Consider the following 15114-nt stretch of genomic DNA (forward strand, 5'->3'; position numbering starts at 1 on the left):
GACCTCCACCGGCCGCGGGCCCCAGCGGCGCCGGCGGACCCCCCCGGGTCCACCGAGGTGCTCGGCGACTTCTTGGGTCGCCCTCGCATGCGAGGCGTCGACCGCCTGCGCCAACCCGGTGGAGGTCCGGGCCTTCCAGTCAGCCTGAGCGGACAGACGAGCGAACCCGGTGGACCGAGAGGTCAGTGGGCGGCGGCAGCAGTCTGTGACCGAGCAGTCACCAGTCGGTCGAGCGTGTCGCGGACGGCGGCCTCGAGCCCTCCCGGGACCTGCTCGCGCAGCTCGTAGCGGGCTCGGACGAGCGGCTTGCTGACGCTGAGCAGCCGGCTGAGGTCGATGGGCGTCCCGGACACCACGGCATCGGCGTCGGTGGCCGCGATCGTCGCTTCGATCGTCGCCTCGAGGTCGCGGATCTGCGCTGGCCCGTAGCCCATGGCCGGCAGGATCCCGACCGCGTTCGAGTACTTGGCATAGGTGTAGGCGAGGGACCCGACGGCGTACGGACTGGGGTCGATGATCTCGGCCGCACCGACCGCTCGGGCGCCCACGACGGCGGCCCCGTACGTCATCGAGCCGTGGGTCAGGGTCGGCCCGTCCTCGATGCAGATGACCCGCTTGCCCGCGACGGCGCTGACGTCCTCGACCGTGACCGGGCTGTCGGCGCGGATGATCCGGGCGCGCGGGTTGAGCCGTCGCGACGTCTGCTCGACGGCCTCGATGTCCGACGCCTGGGCGCTGTCGCACTTGTTGACGATGACGACGTCCGCCATGAGCAGGTTCGCCTCACCGGGGTGGTAGGTCTCCTCGTTCCCGGGTCGGAGCGGGTCGACGAGGACGATGTGGAGATCGGGGGCGTAGAAGGGCAGGTCGTTGTTGCCCCCGTCCCAGAGGATGACGTCGGCCTCCTCCTCGGCCTGCCGGATGATCTGCTCGTAGTCCACCCCGGCGTACACGACGAACCCGTTGTCGATGTGCGGCTCGTACTCCTCGCGCTCCTCGATCGTCGTCTCGTGACGGTCGAGGTCCGCGTAGGTCTCGAACCGCTGGCAGGCCTGGGCCGCAAGGTTGCCGTACGGCATCGGGTGACGGATGGCGACGACCTTCTGGTCGAGGTCGCGCAGGATCCGCGAGAGGTACCGGGTCGTCTGGCTCTTGCCGACGCCCGTACGCACCGCGGTCACGGCGATGACCGGCCGACGACTGCGCAGCATCGTGCTCCGCGCACTCTGGAGCCAGAAGTCCGCCCCCGCAGCGATGCAGCGCGAGCCGATGTGCATGACCTGCTCGTGCGGGACGTCGGAATAGGCGAACACCGCGACGTCGGGGCTCTCGCGGCGGAGGAGGCCCTCGAGCTCGGCCTCCTCGACGATCGGGATCCCCGATGGGTAGAGGCCGCCGGCGAGCTCCGGCGGGTAGGTGCGTCCGTCGATGTCGGGAATCTGCGTGGCGGTGAAGGCGACGACCTCGTAGGCGGGGTCGTCCCGGAAGACCACGTTGAAGTTGTGAAAGTCGCGGCCGGCGGCCCCGAGGATGACTACCTTGCGGACGGTGTTCCTGGAAGTGCTCACGACGAACCTCCGGCTGCGGTCGCCGACGGACCGACACACCCGGACTGGGTAGTCCTGGCCTCGGCCACCCGCCGACGCCAGTGTATGCCGACGCCGCCGCCGGACCACCTCAGGGAACTGAGACCCGGCTCACGATGAGGGCCCTCGGAAACCCTTGTGGCCGCCGCGTCTGCGGGGAACGCTGGGCCCATGCAGACCGTCGATGTCAGCTCCCACGAGGAGCACCTGTCCCTGGCCGAGCAGTGGGTGGCCCGCAACTACAACCCCCTGCCCGTCGTCATCGCGAGCGCCCACGGAGCGTGGGTCGTGGATGTGGCGGGGCGGCGTTATCTCGACGCCCTCGCCGGCTACTCCGCGCTCAACTTCGGCCATCTGCACCCAGCTCTCGTGGCGGCCGCCCAGCAGCAGCTCGGCCGGCTGACGCTGACGAGTCGCGCCTTCCACAGCGACCAGCTGGCGCCGTTCTGCCGTGACCTCGCCGAGCTCGCGGGCAAGGAGCTCGTCCTGCCGATGAACACCGGCGCCGAGGCGGTCGAGACGGCGATCAAGACGGCGCGACGCTGGGGCTACCTCGTCAAGGGAGTGCCGGACGGCCAGGCCCGCATCATCGTGATGGGCGGCAACTTCCACGGACGCACGACCACGATCGTCAGCTTCTCGGACGACCCCCTCGCGCACGACCACTACGGTCCGTACACCCCTGGGTTCGACCTCGTGCCCTATGGCGACATCGCCGCGATCGAGGCTGCGATCACCGACGACACCGTCGCGGTCCTCCTCGAGCCGATCCAGGGCGAGGGCGGCGTGGTCATCCCACCAGCCGGCTTCCTCCGCCAGGTCCGCGAGCTGACCACGCGTCGCGGGATCCTCATGGTGGCCGACGAGATCCAGTCGGGTCTGGGGCGGACGGGCACGACGTTCGCCTGCGACCTCGAGGACGTCGTCCCCGACATCTACATTCTCGGCAAGGCACTGGGCGGGGGCATCGTGCCGGTGTCGGCAGTCGTGGCTGACGCGGACGTCCTCGGTGTCATCACGCCGGGCAGCCACGGGTCGACGTTCGGCGGGAACCCCTTGGCGGCAGCGATCGGCCGTGCCGTCGTCTCGCTCCTCGCCACCGGCGAGTACCAGGAGCGGGCAGCGCGACTGGGCAAGGTGCTGCAGGACGGGCTCGAGTCGCTCGTCGGTCGAGGAGTGGAGCGGGTCCGCGTCCGTGGGCTGTGGGCCGGCATCGACGTCGACCCCGCTCTGGCGTCGGGCCGGGAGATCTGCGAACGACTCCTCGTCGAGGGCGTGCTCGCCAAGGACACGCACGGCTCGACGCTGCGCCTGGCGCCGCCGCTGGTCATCGAGGAGGGGGAGGTCGAGCTGCTCGTGGACAGCCTGGCCCGAACCCTCAGGTGATTCCGGAGCGGCCCGCTGGAGGGCTGGGCTGGGCTGGACGCGGGCTGGCCTAGACGGTGGAGCGGCGCGGGTGGTGGTCCGCGCGCCGCGTCACGTTGGAGCGCAGCTGCGACAGCACCTTGGCCTCGGCATCGTTGAGCGCGTCCTTGGGGTCGGTCAGGTCCGAGACACCGACCATGGCCGGAAGTCCTTGCACGTGCAGCTCCAGCGAGGTGCGCATGCCAGGCTGCCCCCGGTCCTTGAACCGCAGCCCGATGTCGACCATCTGCGGGTCGAACCGGGACAGCTGGGCGAAGAGCTGGGCGAGAGCCCGCTCGATGAACCCCAGGTCGTCGGTCGTGGCGCCGTCCTCGAGGCGGACGCGGCCGATGAGGGCGTGGCTGGCTCCGGCGTTCATGTGGACGCTCCTTCAGCGGGGTGACGGCTCTGCGCTCCCACCTTCAGTCTATGAACCGAACTGTGTGACATACGGATCGGAACGGGTGAGACGGGTCACCCCTACCCAGGCCGGTCCCGCTTCACGCCGCCGTGCCCGCTTCCGGCACGAGCCTGCCCGAGCCCGCACAGGCACGGCCGACGTCCGGGCGACGTCCGTCAGGGTCCCGGCTTTCATGGGAGGCTGAGGTATGCGGTCCCACTGCGCCCTCTACGTCGACGCCGGCTACCTCCTCGCGGCCGCGGCGACCCGCGTGACGGGGACCAGCCTGCGGGGCAGCGTCGTCATCTCCTACCCCGACCTGGTCACGGGGCTCGTCGATCAGGCGGAGTCCCTGAGCGGGCTCCCCCTGCTCCGGCTCAACTGGTACGACTCCGGCAACCGCCCGGGTGGCGCCCCGGACGCGACGCAGGAGTCCATCGGCATGCTGCCGCGGGTCAAGCTGCGGCTGGGGCGGACGTCGCCACACGGCGAGCAGAAGGGTGTCGACCTGCGCATCGGCCTCGACCTGGCCGCGCACGGGCGCAACCACGTCGTCGACATCATGTACCTGGTCTCCGGCGACGATGACCTGTCCGAGGCGGTGGAGGAGGCGCAGAGCCACGGCGCCCAGGTCGTCATCCTCGCCGTGCCGGACCAGTCCGGCCGGCCGCACGCGGTGTCGAACCACCTCGTCCGCGAGTCCGACGGCCTCGAGCTGGTCCAGCCCGCCACGATTGACGACACGATCCGCCCGCGCCAGCACCAGCCGGAGACGCAGGGGACGCTGTCCCCCGAGGCGGCCGGTGTCGTCGTACCGCTCCCGGGACCGCGCTCGGTCCCCCGGCCCAGTGCGGAAGACGCTGACGAGCCCGCTCTCTCCCCCGGGGGCGAGCCCGAGCGCCCGACGCCGGCGATCCTCGCGCACAGCAGGCCGCAGCACACGGCAGGCACCAGCGGCTCGGTGGGAGCAGGCGCCGTTGGCGGTGGGAGCAAGGTGGCCTGGTCGAGCAGCAGCGACCACCCGGTGCTCCGGGCCCACACGCTCTCCCCCGCGATGATCGAGATGATCGACGACGTCTGTCGCGGAGTCGTGACCGCCTGGCGTGCCGCGGCGACGAAGGAGGACCACCGCCGGGTGATGAGCGAGCGACCTTTCATCCCCAGCGATCTCGACCGGACTCTGCTGACCGACCTGTCGGCCCGGCTCGACGTGTACGACATCCCCGACGAGATCCGCTACCGGCTGCGCGAACAGTTCTGGGACGCGGTCGACGAGCTGGGTCACTGAGGCGAGGCGCCTTCTCGGCCGGGGACTCCCGAGGTCAGGGGCGCTCGCGGGGCTCGGAGCGGGCGCGGCTGTGACGCCGACGGCGCACCAGCTTGGAGAGCTCCTCGAGCCACAGCACGACCGAGGCCAGCCCGAGACAGAGGGCCCACTGCCCCCAACTCAGGGTCTCGGTCCCGAACGCGGCCTGGAGGAAGGGCACGGAGACCACGGCACCCTGGAGGGCGACGGCGAGAGCGATGGCGCCCCAGAGCCAGCGGTTGTTCGACAGGTGGCGGAAGGCGCTGCTCTCGTCGGACCGGGAGTTGAGGGCGTTGAACAGCTGAGCGAGGACCAGGGTGGTGAAACCCGCGGTGCGTGCGGCCGCGAGGGATCCGGAGCCGTGGAGGAGCCCGCCGGGGAGCACTGCGTCGATGGTCAGGAGCGTCACGGCAGCCATGACCGCACCGATGAACCCGATCCTGCGCCACATCCTCCCGTCGAGGATGCGGTCGGACTGCCGCCGAGGCGGGCGGGCCATCACGTCGTCGACCTCGGGGTCGACCCCCATGGCGAGGGCCGGCCCGGAGTCGGTGACGAGGTTGATCCAGAGGATCTGCGTCGCGAGGAGCGGCAGCACGATCGCCCCGGACTCGTCCGCTTCCGAGAGGCCGATGAGTCCGGCGAGGACGACCCCGAAGAAGACGGTGGCGACCTCACCGAGGTTGGAGGAGAGCAGGTAGCGCAGGAACTTCTTGATGTTGTCGAAGATGACGCGGCCCTGCCGCACGGCGTCGACGATGGTGGCGTAGTTGTCGTCCCCGAGGATCATCCGCGAGGACTCCTTGGTGACCTCGGTCCCCGTGATGCCCATGGCGATGCCGATGTCGGCCGACTTGAGGGCCGGCGCGTCGTTGACCCCGTCGCCGGTCATCGCGACGACGAGGCCGTGGCTCTGGAGGCCGTCGATGATGCGCAGCTTGTGCTCCGGGGCGACCCGGGCGTAGACCGCGGTGTCGAGGACGGCTCGGCGAAGGTCCTCGTCCCCGAGCGCGTCGAGGTCGGCGCCGGTGAGCACCCGCTGTCCGGGCTGCGAGATGCCGAGATCGGCGGCGATGCGGGCGGCCGTGCCCGGGTGGTCGCCGGTGATCATCACCGTCCGGATGCCGGCGCGGTGCGCCTCGGCGACCGCCTGACGCGCCTCGTCGCGGGGCGGGTCGATGATCCCGACGACTCCAAGCAGCACCAGCCCGGTCTCGGCGGACTCGTCGAGCAGCGGTCGGTCGGTCCCGGCGAGGGTGGGGATCCCGGCGACGTCGACGTCGCGGTAGGCGACGCCGAGGGTCCGGTAGGCCCCCACCGACAGGTCGTCGACCGCGCGGAGGAAGCCGGCCCGCTGCGCCTCGTCCAGGGACACCACCGCGTCGCCGCAGCGGACGGTGTCGCAGTGCCCGAGGAGGACGTCCGGGGCTCCCTTGACGAAGAGCCGGTGCTCGTCCTCATCGAGGTGGTGGCCGAGGATCGACATCATCTTGCGTTGGGACGTGAAGGGCACCTCGGCGGCCCGTTCGTAGCAGGCGGCCACGCGCTCGGCGTCCTCGAGCTTGCGCAGCGCCACGAGGAAGGCGGCCTCGGTCGGGTCCCCCTGGATCGTCCACTCGCCGGCTTCCTCGAGGAGCTGGGCGTTGTTGGCGAGCGCGCCGGCGACGACGACGTTGCGGGCCTCGCGGACGAGGTCGGCCTCGGAGCCGTCGGTGGGCCGGTAGCGGGCCTCCCCCTCGGGGCGGTAGCCGGTGCCGGACAGCTCGACCCGGCCGCTCGGGGTGATGATGCGGCTCAGGGTCATCTCGTTGCGCGTCAGCGTGCCGGTCTTGTCCGAGCAGATGACGGAGGCGGACCCCAGGGTCTCGACCGAGTGGAGGTCCTTCATCACGGCGTTGCGCCGGGCCATGACCCGGACACCGAGGGCGAGGACGAGGGACAGGATCGCCGGCAACCCCTCCGGCACGGCTGCCACGGCGAGCGAGACGCCCATGAGGAGGATGGTGGCGGCGTCGGTCAGGTCGTGGACGCCGTTGAGCAGCGCGATCGCGGCCATGACGACGACCGCGATGCCGATGACGAGCAGCCCGAGCGTCTTGGACACGGAGCCGATCTCCCGCCGGAGCGGCGAGGGCTCCTGGTCGGTCCGGTCGAGCAGCTCGGCGATCCGTCCCATCTCGGTGTCCATGCCGGTGCTCGTCACGACCGCCCGTCCGACGCCCTGGACGACGGCGGTGCCGCGGTAGACCATGTTCCGCCGGTCGCCGAGGGCGGTAGGGCCCCCGAGCGGGTCGGCCGACTTCGGGGTCGTGCCGGACTCACCCGTGAGCGACGCCTCCTGCAGCCGCAGGCCGGTCGCGGACAGGAGCCGGGCGTCGGCGCCGACGGAGTCGCCTTCGGAGAGGTTGAGGACATCGCCGCGCACGAGCGCGGTCGAGCGCACGGTCCGCAGGCGACCGCCTCTGAGCACGCTGGAGCTCGCCGCTGTCATCGAGGCGAGCGCCGCGACGGCACTGGCGGCCTTGGCCTCCTGGACGAGGCCCAGCACCGCGTTGGCGACGACGATGAGCGCGATGACGATCGCGTCGACGGGCCAGGACTCGCCCCCCTCCCCCGCCCAGGCGACGAGCGAGATGACGATGGCGACGAGGAGGAGGTAGACGAGCGGGTCCTGGAGCTGGCGCAGCACCTTGCGCCACAAGGGAACCGGGGGACGGCCGCGGAGCTCGTTCGGCCCTTCGTCCGCGAGGCGCTCGTCGGCGGTGGCGTCCGTGAGCCCCACCTCGGGATCGACCCCGAGCGCCTGGGCCACCTGGTCGGCGGGTCGGAGAGTGGGGTCGGGGATGTCGAACGCCGTCGTCGTCACGACGGGGGCCGGCCAGCCGGGCTGGTCGCGGCGCGGTCCACCGTCCGGGTCGCGGCGAGGACCTGCCAGACCGGGCCCCGGTGCACTCGAACCGGCTCCAGGCCGTGGAGGCGCAGGACCGCCTCGATGATCCGGGGCGGGTGGGCGTAGGCCCGGTACTCCCGGCCGGTCAGCCGCGCGCCGACATTGCCGAGAGCCAGACCGACCCGCGACGCGACGTTGCGGGGCGGGTGGGTGAGGATCACACCCCGTCGCGCGTGGTCGGCCGCAGCGGCGACGAGCCGTTCGACGTCGGGGTAGCAGCAGACGACTCTGTGCAGGACCACGAAGTCGTGCGGCTCGGCAACCGAACCGTCCACCGCGATGTCGCCCAGCCGACGCACCATCCGGCCGGTGGCTCCGGCCTCGGCTGCCAGGGCCTGCGCCTCCACGTCGTAGGCGGGGCTCAGCTCGAGGTTGGTGGTCCGGGCCGCGCCTCGGCGAAGCAGCTCGAGCTGGATCTCGCCGACGCCGCCCCCGATCTCGAGGATGCTGGCTCCGGCCATCCCTTGGGCGACGAGCCAGTCGACCACCCGTCGCGACGGCCGATCGAGGCCGCGCTTCCGGTAGCGCTTCGCGACATGATGGGCAAAGCGCGGCCCGAAGACCCGGTCGCAACCCCTGGCGTCACAGCAGCCGGCCATGGTTCGAGGATAGGCCCGAGGACGGGCCCCCGGGCCATGGCCGGCTGTCGGACGTGCGGCGAGGCCTCAGGCGGGACGCGGGCCCGTGACGACGGGTCGACCCGACTGGGCCCACGCAGACGTCCCACCGTCGACGGAGCGGGCGTCCACACCCGCCCGCCGCAGGAAGTCGGCCATCGCCTGGCTCCGGTTCCCCGTGGCGCAGATGACGTAGGTGGTCCGGTTCCGGTCGAGCTCGTGCACTCGCGAGGGCAGCTGTCCCATGGGCATGAGGACGGCGCCGGGCACGTGGCCGCCGACGTACTCCATGGGCTCTCGGACGTCGACCACCGGGGCGCCGTCGGCGTGGGCGGCGGCGAGCTCGGTGATGGTGGCGTTCGGCATGCGTCAGGTCCTTCGGGTCGATGGCGTGGATACCCCCAGGGGTATGGTCGAGGAGGCCAACGCTACGCGACGCCGGTCCATTCCCCGCTCAGCCCATCCGGGACGGTCGGCTGCGCGCGGAGCGAGCCCAGCGGCATACGGACCACGTCGTCGGCGTATGCCGCTGGGCCGGCTCACGCAGCCCGGCTCAGCGGGAGCGGCGCCCCAGCCGGCGCGCGAGGCGGTAGGCGGGCTCGCGCAGCGCGGTGACCCAGGTGGGCGGAGCCGTGCCCTCCAGCCTGCGGACGAGGGGGTCGAAGCGCGGGGACGCCCCGGGAACCTCGTCACCGAGCTCGACGATGCCGACCGGGGACCACGAGCCCCCGTCGAGTCCGACGCTGAGCTCGAACTGCCGCGGCGGGCCCATCCGGTCGTCGCCGATCGGCTGGATCAGCAGGAGCAGCGACGAAGCGCCCGCGTGAACCGGGAGCAGGGTCGTCATCGGCTCACTGATCGGCTGTCGCGACAGGCGCAGCAGGTGACGGCCGACCCGTCCGGTGCCCGTGCTGGCGAACAGCAGGTCCGCGGGCCCGCAGCCGGGGCCGGCTCGGTCGACGCGCAGCGCGAACCCGCCGATGTCCCACCAGCCGTCGGGCAGGCTCATGGCCCGTGAGAGCCGCACGAGGCACGGGTGCTGGCCGCGCTCGGAGAGGAGGCGCACCCCAGGGCCCGTCGTGGGCGCGTCGATCCGCAGGGTGGCCCGGTAGGTCCGGCCCGCGGCGTGCAGCGGCTTGCCTCTCGTGACGGCGGCCACCACGCCGAGGGCACCCGCGAGCGCCCGCCCCGCGGCCTCGGCGCCCGCGGTCAGTGTCGTCGTCGTCATGCCTGCCACATACCCCGTAGGGCTCACCCGGTCACGCAGCCCTGCCTCGTGGCGTGCCCCACATCCGAGCAGCCCCGTTCGCAGCTATCCCCCCGGGGGGTTATTGTTCGAGGCGAACCCGCTGGTTCGCAGACCCGTCAGGAGGGGCGCAGGATGCAGCTCGACGCAGGATCGATGACCGCGATCCGCAACCGCACCAAACGCGCTCACGGCCACCTCGGCAAGGTCATCTCGATGATGGAGGAGGACGCCGAGTGCCAGGACATCGCCCTCCAGCTCTCGGCCGTCATCAAGGCCCTCCAACGTGCGGGTGTCGTGCTCATGACCGACGGGATGAAGGCGTGCTTCGAGTCAGGGCAGGGGCCCGACGACGCGGAGCTGCAGCAGTTGCAGAAGCTGTTTCTCAGCCTGGCTTGAGCCCGGCACCTCACGAAAGGCACATCATGACCGACACCGTTGCCCCGCAGACGAACCACCCGCACGGGAAGCAGGTCCTCCAGGACGTCGCTCCCCTGAGCCGGTCCCTGCGCCAGGCCATCCCCGACGTCTATGCGGGCTTCAGCGAGCTGCACAAGGCCGCGCTCGCACCCGGAGCCCTCGACACGAAGACCAAGGAGCTCATCGCCCTGGCCATCGCGGTGGCCGAGGAGTGCGACGGGTGCATCGCCTCGCACGCCCGCGGCGCCGCCCGGGCCGGCGCGAACCGGCAGGAGGTCGCCGAGGCGATCGGTGTCACGATCCTCATGACGGGCGGCCCCGGCACGGTCTACGGTCCCCGCGCCTACGCCGCCTTCGAGGACTTCGTCGAGGGCTGAGCCTCACCACCCGGCTCCCCCGCCGGTCCGGCTGTCTGGAGCGGCTGCCGTGGCAGTCGGAACCGGGGATCCGGTGCTGCCTCCGTCCCGATCGAACGATGAACCGGGGACAGAGGAACCATGTCGATCACGCCGGAGCAACCCTCCTCGCGGACCCCCGAGGCCGGTTGGTACTCGGACCCCGAGGGCAAACCGATGTCACGCTCCTGGGACGGCTCCAGCTGGACGGACCAGGTCGCTCCGCTCGGCACGTCGGCAGCGGGCCAGCCCGGGGCCGCCCATACGGTCGACGCCGCGGGCCAGCCGGTGAGCCCGGGCTCGCTGCTCCTCAACTGGTGACCGGGCAGACCGCGCAGGACGGACGGCAGGGACTCGTTAGGGGGCGGCCGACCCGGGGTAGGCGCCCTCTGTTCACACCCACCAGGGAAGGAGCTGAGCATGACGGCCTACAACTGGGATCCGTGGAACTACCGCGAGAACGTCTACAGCGCACGTGATGGTGATGTCATGGGCGACGTCGTCGAGGACGCGACCGGCCGGCAGCACGACCTCGTCGGCTTCCGCGTCGAGGCGACGGACGGCTCGATCGGCAAGGTCGACTCGGCGACGGACGAGGTCGGGGCGAGCCACCTCGTCGTCGACACCGGGCCGTGGATCTTCGGCCGCAAGGTGATGCTGCCCGCCGGCACCATCGAGCGAGTCGACTGGGACGACCAGGCGGTCTACGTGGACCGCACCAAGGACGAGATCAAGGACTCGCCGGAGCTCGGCGAGACCGGTTGGGACGACCCGGACTACCGGGACCGTCTCGGCGGGTACTACGGCGACTACTACGGACCACGAGTCTGAGTCGCCTCGGGAGACGGACGGGCGGTGCGTCGGCCAGGGCCGGCGCACCGCCCATTTCCCGAGCCGGGTCAGCGGGCGACGTAGCCGCCGTCGATGTAGAGCTCGAGACCGGTGACGAACTTCGCGTCGTCACTCGCCAGGTATACGCCGAACCCGGCGGGGTCCGATGCACGAGTGGGCGGGATCCGCAGAACCCCGCCCAGCGGCCTACGACACTGACCCGCCCAGCGGGTCAGTGGTACCCACTGACTCACCCAGCGGGTCAGTGTCGTAGCGACCCGAGGGTGGGGTGACCGGTCGGGTCGAGGCACAATCGGGGGATGAGCCAGCCGAGCAGCGAGGACCGGTTCGTCAACCCCACCGTGGGCAAGAAGTTCTGGATCAAGCACACCTACGACCTCCTCGTCGAGACCGCCTCCCGGTACAACGCGGTCATCACCTACGGCACGCTGGCCGAGGAGGTGCAACGCCGTTCCGGGCTGCACACCAACGCTCAGACGCGGAGCTGGGTCAGCGACCTGCTCAAGATGGTCGCCCAGGCCAACCATCTGCGCGGTGAACCCGCGTTGGCCTCTCTCGTCGTCCACGCGAAGGACGGTCAAGTCGGCGCTGGGTTCGAGGAGGTGCTCCGCCTCGAGGGCCGGGCGGTGACGGACCCGCACGAGCGCGAGCACCGCGCCGCGGTCGCGCGTCTGGAGTGCTACCGCCGCTGGTCCGACGACGTTCCCGAGGACGCCGAGCCGACCACGACGATGTCCCGACGGGACAGCGCGCCTCGACAGGGCGGGGTGCCACACGTCGGCGCGCCCCGACAGGGCGGGGCAGGCACCGTCAGCCGTACGGCTCCGCGCCCGCGGTCGCAGGAGGAGCGGCGGGGCCGCATCTGCCCGACCTGCTTCATGGAGATGCCCGTGGCCGGCCCCTGCCCGAACTGCAGCTGACCAGCCGGTTTCAGTCGTCGCAGTCAGTCTTCGCGGCGAACGCCTGAGGCTGGTCCAGCACGTCCTGCAGCACCGCGATCGGCACCGCATAGCTGTTCCCGGGCCCGGTCGAGGCATAGATGACCCCGACCAGCTCGCCCGTGATGTCGACGAGGGGACTGCCCGAGCTGCCGTGCTCGACCGGTGCGGAGTTGAGCAGCATGGGCAGCGTGGACTTCGCGACGGGGTCGGGTCGGTAGCCGAGCACCCGTCCGTCCGTCGTCGTCAGCGGCCCACCGAGGGGGTACCCGATGGCGGTCACCGTCTGACCCACCTCGGGGTTGCCGGGGGCGAGGGTGATCCAGGCAGGGAGGCGCTCGACGGTCCGGACGATTGCCAGGTCCGCCATGGTCGCCGCGCCGGAGGTCCGGACGTCGATGTCCCTCCCGTCGAAGGTGCTCACCTCCAGGGTCGTCGCGCCGGCCACGACGTGCCGGTTCGTCACGAGCAGGTGGTCGCCGATGGCGAAGCCGGACCCGGTCCGCACTCCTCCGCACCCGATGTTGCGGATGCGCAGCGCCGCCCGCTCCAGCTCAGTGAAACCCTCGAGCGTCGGCGCCGCAGCCTCGAGGTCCAGCGGCATCGACCGGGTGACCGCCTGCACGGTCGCGACGCGCGGCTCGGGCGGCGCGACCGGCGCGAGGTCGGCGCAGGCGCTGACGGTCGAGATGAGGCAGGCGGTCGTCACGACGGCGCGCAGGAGCCGCGGCACGTCAGTCCCCCTCCAGCCAGGTGACGAAGGCGTCGCTTGCCGCCTGGGCCTGGTCACACCCGCGGTTGATCTCCTCGGCGACACCGAGGACGACGGAGATGTCGTAGCTGTCGATGTCGATGAGGTAGTCCTGCAGCTCCTGCAGACCCGCGACGCACTGGTCGAGCTGCACGGCGACGTTGCGCGACCGGTCCACGGCGGACCCGAGGACTCCGACGGTGTCCGCGGCCCTCGCCTTCTCGTCGGCCAGGTCGCGGATCCGCTTCGCCGCGTCGTTGTACTCCTCGGTGACCTCGCCGAGCGCTGACTTGGTCCCCGCGAGCGCTGTCTGCGACGCGTCGAGCAGTCCCTGCACCTGACGACGCTGGGCCGTCATGTCGGCGAGCTCGGCCGAGACCTGCTCGGCCCTGACCTGCCACTGCCGGGCCGCGTTGTTGGAGTAGACGTATGCCGCTGAGCTCGCTCCCAGCGCAAGGACGAGCAGGCTGGTGGTCACGATCCAGGCGGTCCGGGCGCGGTCCCGCCGGCGAGGCGGCGTCACCACGTACGGCGGGACGAAGATCTCGTTGGGGTCCCCCATACCGGCCATCGTGGACCAGTTCGACGGCTCCGGCACCTGATTCGGTTGGACGGGTCCATCTCTTCGTCGCCCGGCGCACACAGGGCAGACTGTGGCTGTGCCGGATGACTTCCTCGTGGCCGCCAACCCGGAGGAGGGCAGCTCCTTGCCCTACCTCATCCGGATCCCGCTCGGCCCGGACGGGATCGTCCTCAAGGCGAGGGAAACCTGGCCGCGGACGAGCAAGGTCTACTGCCATCGCGCCGAGGGGTGGCCGGTCGACGCGCAGGTCGTCGAGCGGGTCCCGACCCGGGTCTGCGCGAGCCGGGGCGCCGCGATCGACCTCGTCCTCGACCGCGGACGGGAGAACCGGTCGCAGTTCGTCCTGTCCCGAGCCAAGGGGCGGCAGGTGATCTTCTGGCAGACGCCGCGGACGGCAAAGCAGGCCAGACCGAACGTCCGGATCCCCACGGCGCGCCCGCGACCCGGTGAGTCGGACGCTCCCGGCACCGGGCCCGTGCCGCCGCTGGAGCTCGAGATCCTCGTCGACAGCCATGAGCGGTACGGCTGGAAGTTCACCCGCCAACAGGCCACGACCCGCAAGAAGCCCCTGGCCATCGGGGACTACGCGGTCGAGCTCGACGGCCGCGTCGTGGCTGCCGTCGAACGCAAGTCCCTCCAGGACCTGTCGTCGAGCCTGCTGAACGGGAAGCTCAGGTACGCGCTCGCCGAGCTCAGCGGCATCCGGCATGGGGCAGTGGTCGTCGAGGACAGGTACTCCCGCGTCTTCGCGCTCGAGCACGTGCGTCCGGCAGTGGTCGCGGACGCCATCGCGGAGAGCCAGGCCCGCTACCCCACCGTGCCGATCATCTTCTGCGAGACCCGGGCCCTCGCGCAGGAGTGGACCTTCCGCTTCCTGGCAGCCGCACTTCACGAGGCGCGGCTCGAGGTCGGCGCCTGGCCGCACCTGGATGCCCTCGAGGCAGCGGGGCCCGTGCCGCCGCGCGAGCCGACGACGGCCGAGGTCCGGGCCTGGGCCGCCGCGGCGGGACTGCCGGTCAGTGACCGGGGGCGGCTCCGGCCCGAGATCTGGGAGGCCTACCGCGGGTCGGGTCGTTGACCGCGGTGGGTCTGGCTCCTCAGGGGACCCCCGGCAGCGACCACAGCTGCCCGGTCGAGCTGTCGATCAGGGCTGCTCGCTCGACCGTCCCCGTCAAGGGGAGGACGTCGGCGACCTCCTTGACGACGATGGCGAGCGCCGGACCAGCGGCCCGGGTCGCGACCGACACGTGGGGCACCCAGCGGCCGGGCAGGTAGTGCCGATGCAGCATCGCGCCCGCAGCGACGACGACCCCCGCCACCGTCTCCTGGCGCGTCGCGACGTCGGCCGGGACCGCCGGAGCGAGCGCCGCTCGGCCACGCGGGAACGCGACCGTCCCCTGGAAGCTCACGTCGAAGCCGCCCTTGTCCGGCAGGTCGCCGAGCGCCGTCCGGACGCCGGCGAGGTCCCACTCGAGCAACACCGCATAGGAGAGGTGCGGGTGGTGCCGACCATGGGTGTGCGACTCAAGCGTGCGGATCCCCTTGCCTTCCAGACGCGCCCACAGCTCCCGGATGAGCCGTTCGGTCCGCCGGTCGAAGAGGAGGCACACTGCGAGAGCCACCCCCACAGCCTGCGACATCGGGCCGGGCGGCGGAAGACCGCGCG

At 71.6% G+C, this 15114-nt stretch carries 18 protein-coding genes; 8 read left to right on the forward strand and 10 right to left on the reverse strand.

What is annotated here, in order from left to right; translation table 11 throughout:
* Nucleotides 1–182 precede the first annotated feature (182 nt).
* On the reverse strand, nucleotides 183–1568 hold the full coding sequence (locus INTCA_RS17800; protein WP_013494315.1) for a cyclic 2,3-diphosphoglycerate synthase: 1386 nt from the start codon (nucleotides 1566–1568) through the stop codon (nucleotides 183–185).
* A 189-nt stretch (nucleotides 1569–1757) separates the two neighbouring features.
* Between INTCA_RS17800 and rocD the strand changes: the two genes are divergently transcribed.
* Nucleotides 1758–2972, forward strand: a complete 1215-nt coding sequence (gene rocD, locus INTCA_RS17805) for an ornithine--oxo-acid transaminase (protein ID WP_013494316.1) — start codon at nucleotides 1758–1760, stop codon at nucleotides 2970–2972.
* A gap of 49 nt (nucleotides 2973–3021) precedes the next feature.
* On the opposite strand, the gene INTCA_RS17810 is transcribed toward rocD, so the two are convergent.
* On the reverse strand, nucleotides 3022–3369 hold the full coding sequence (locus INTCA_RS17810) for a hypothetical protein (protein WP_013494317.1): 348 nt from the start codon (nucleotides 3367–3369) through the stop codon (nucleotides 3022–3024).
* 229 nt (nucleotides 3370–3598) lie between these two features.
* On the opposite strand from INTCA_RS17810, the gene INTCA_RS17815 reads away from it, so the two are divergent.
* Nucleotides 3599–4678, forward strand: coding sequence for an NYN domain-containing protein (locus tag INTCA_RS17815; protein ID WP_013494318.1), 1080 nt, complete (start codon nucleotides 3599–3601; stop codon nucleotides 4676–4678).
* 34 nt (nucleotides 4679–4712) lie between these two features.
* Here the strand turns inward: INTCA_RS17815 and INTCA_RS17820 are convergent, their stop codons facing one another.
* From INTCA_RS17820 to INTCA_RS17835, 4 genes are all read right to left on the reverse strand, one after another.
* A complete protein-coding gene (locus INTCA_RS17820) occupies nucleotides 4713–7562 on the reverse strand; it encodes a cation-translocating P-type ATPase (RefSeq protein WP_013494319.1) in 2850 nt (949 codons plus the stop codon).
* Complete coding sequence (locus INTCA_RS17825; protein ID WP_013494320.1) at nucleotides 7559–8245, reverse strand: methyltransferase domain-containing protein; 687 nt, start codon at nucleotides 8243–8245, stop codon at nucleotides 7559–7561. The genes INTCA_RS17820 and INTCA_RS17825 overlap by 4 nt, the downstream gene beginning before the upstream one ends.
* 66 nt (nucleotides 8246–8311) lie before the next feature.
* Complete coding sequence (locus INTCA_RS17830; RefSeq protein ID WP_013494321.1) at nucleotides 8312–8629, reverse strand: rhodanese-like domain-containing protein; 318 nt, start codon at nucleotides 8627–8629, stop codon at nucleotides 8312–8314.
* A 187-nt stretch (nucleotides 8630–8816) separates the two neighbouring features.
* A complete protein-coding gene (locus INTCA_RS17835; protein WP_013494322.1) occupies nucleotides 8817–9491 on the reverse strand; it encodes a hypothetical protein in 675 nt (224 codons plus the stop codon).
* 153 nt (nucleotides 9492–9644) lie between these two features.
* Between INTCA_RS17835 and INTCA_RS17840 the strand changes: the two genes are divergently transcribed.
* From INTCA_RS17840 to INTCA_RS17850, 4 genes are all read left to right on the forward strand, one after another.
* Nucleotides 9645–9908: a metal-sensitive transcriptional regulator gene (locus INTCA_RS17840; protein ID WP_013494323.1), complete on the forward strand. Its 264-nt coding sequence runs from the start codon at nucleotides 9645–9647 to the stop codon at nucleotides 9906–9908.
* Nucleotides 9909–9934: 26 nt separating this feature from the next.
* The gene (locus INTCA_RS17845; protein ID WP_013494324.1) at nucleotides 9935–10306 is read left to right on the forward strand and encodes a carboxymuconolactone decarboxylase family protein; all 372 of its coding nucleotides are present in this window, start codon (nucleotides 9935–9937) and stop codon (nucleotides 10304–10306) included.
* A gap of 120 nt (nucleotides 10307–10426) precedes the next feature.
* Nucleotides 10427–10645 carry a DUF2510 domain-containing protein gene (locus INTCA_RS18830; protein ID WP_013494325.1) on the forward strand — a complete coding sequence of 73 codons (219 nt, stop codon included), beginning with the start codon at nucleotides 10427–10429 and terminating at the stop codon, nucleotides 10643–10645.
* A gap of 99 nt (nucleotides 10646–10744) precedes the next feature.
* Nucleotides 10745–11155 carry a hypothetical protein gene (locus INTCA_RS17850; protein WP_013494326.1) on the forward strand — a complete coding sequence of 137 codons (411 nt, stop codon included), beginning with the start codon at nucleotides 10745–10747 and terminating at the stop codon, nucleotides 11153–11155.
* 68 nt (nucleotides 11156–11223) lie between these two features.
* Here the strand turns inward: INTCA_RS17850 and INTCA_RS20150 are convergent, their stop codons facing one another.
* Nucleotides 11224–11409, reverse strand: coding sequence for a Rossmann-fold NAD(P)-binding domain-containing protein (locus tag INTCA_RS20150; protein WP_218916278.1), 186 nt, complete (start codon nucleotides 11407–11409; stop codon nucleotides 11224–11226).
* 66 nt (nucleotides 11410–11475) lie between these two features.
* On the opposite strand from INTCA_RS20150, the gene INTCA_RS17855 reads away from it, so the two are divergent.
* Nucleotides 11476–12096, forward strand: a complete 621-nt coding sequence (locus tag INTCA_RS17855) for a hypothetical protein (RefSeq protein WP_013494327.1) — start codon at nucleotides 11476–11478, stop codon at nucleotides 12094–12096.
* A 10-nt stretch (nucleotides 12097–12106) separates the two neighbouring features.
* On the opposite strand, the gene INTCA_RS17860 is transcribed toward INTCA_RS17855, so the two are convergent.
* Together INTCA_RS17860 and INTCA_RS17865 are read right to left on the reverse strand one after the other, a co-directional pair.
* A complete protein-coding gene (locus INTCA_RS17860; RefSeq protein WP_013494328.1) occupies nucleotides 12107–12847 on the reverse strand; it encodes a S1C family serine protease in 741 nt (246 codons plus the stop codon).
* 1 nt (nucleotide 12848) lies between these two features.
* Nucleotides 12849–13427: a hypothetical protein gene (locus INTCA_RS17865; RefSeq protein ID WP_041307941.1), complete on the reverse strand. Its 579-nt coding sequence runs from the start codon at nucleotides 13425–13427 to the stop codon at nucleotides 12849–12851.
* Between the two features lie 97 nt (nucleotides 13428–13524).
* Between INTCA_RS17865 and INTCA_RS17870 the strand changes: the two genes are divergently transcribed.
* Nucleotides 13525–14526: an ERCC4 domain-containing protein gene (locus INTCA_RS17870; protein ID WP_041307942.1), complete on the forward strand. Its 1002-nt coding sequence runs from the start codon at nucleotides 13525–13527 to the stop codon at nucleotides 14524–14526.
* Between the two features lie 19 nt (nucleotides 14527–14545).
* Here the strand turns inward: INTCA_RS17870 and INTCA_RS17875 are convergent, their stop codons facing one another.
* Nucleotides 14546–15070 carry a 2'-5' RNA ligase family protein gene (locus INTCA_RS17875; protein ID WP_041309042.1) on the reverse strand — a complete coding sequence of 175 codons (525 nt, stop codon included), beginning with the start codon at nucleotides 15068–15070 and terminating at the stop codon, nucleotides 14546–14548.
* Between the last annotated feature and the right edge of the window lie 44 nt (nucleotides 15071–15114).

It is taken from the genome of Intrasporangium calvum DSM 43043 (assembly GCF_000184685.1).
GTDB lineage: Bacteria > Actinomycetota > Actinomycetes > Actinomycetales > Dermatophilaceae > Intrasporangium > Intrasporangium calvum.

What these genes read in the sequence shown, in the direction of transcription:
- INTCA_RS17845 (WP_013494324.1), top strand. Translation starts at nt 9,935, where the DNA reads ATGACCGACACCGTTGCCCCGCAGACGAACCACCCGCACGGGAAGCAG.
- INTCA_RS18830 (WP_013494325.1), top strand. Translation starts at nt 10,427, where the DNA reads ATGTCGATCACGCCGGAGCAACCCTCCTCGCGGACCCCCGAGGCCGGT.
- INTCA_RS17850 (WP_013494326.1), top strand. Translation starts at nt 10,745, where the DNA reads ATGACGGCCTACAACTGGGATCCGTGGAACTACCGCGAGAACGTCTAC.
- rocD (WP_013494316.1), top strand. Translation starts at nt 1,758, where the DNA reads ATGCAGACCGTCGATGTCAGCTCCCACGAGGAGCACCTGTCCCTGGCC.
- INTCA_RS17855 (WP_013494327.1), top strand. Translation starts at nt 11,476, where the DNA reads ATGAGCCAGCCGAGCAGCGAGGACCGGTTCGTCAACCCCACCGTGGGC.
- INTCA_RS17825 (WP_013494320.1), bottom strand. Translation starts at nt 8,245, where the DNA reads ATGGCCGGCTGCTGTGACGCCAGGGGTTGCGACCGGGTCTTCGGGCCG.
- INTCA_RS17830 (WP_013494321.1), bottom strand. Translation starts at nt 8,629, where the DNA reads ATGCCGAACGCCACCATCACCGAGCTCGCCGCCGCCCACGCCGACGGC.
- INTCA_RS17835 (WP_013494322.1), bottom strand. Translation starts at nt 9,491, where the DNA reads ATGACGACGACGACACTGACCGCGGGCGCCGAGGCCGCGGGGCGGGCG.
- INTCA_RS17865 (WP_041307941.1), bottom strand. Translation starts at nt 13,427, where the DNA reads ATGGGGGACCCCAACGAGATCTTCGTCCCGCCGTACGTGGTGACGCCG.
- INTCA_RS17810 (WP_013494317.1), bottom strand. Translation starts at nt 3,369, where the DNA reads ATGAACGCCGGAGCCAGCCACGCCCTCATCGGCCGCGTCCGCCTCGAG.
- INTCA_RS17815 (WP_013494318.1), top strand. Translation starts at nt 3,599, where the DNA reads ATGCGGTCCCACTGCGCCCTCTACGTCGACGCCGGCTACCTCCTCGCG.
- INTCA_RS17840 (WP_013494323.1), top strand. Translation starts at nt 9,645, where the DNA reads ATGCAGCTCGACGCAGGATCGATGACCGCGATCCGCAACCGCACCAAA.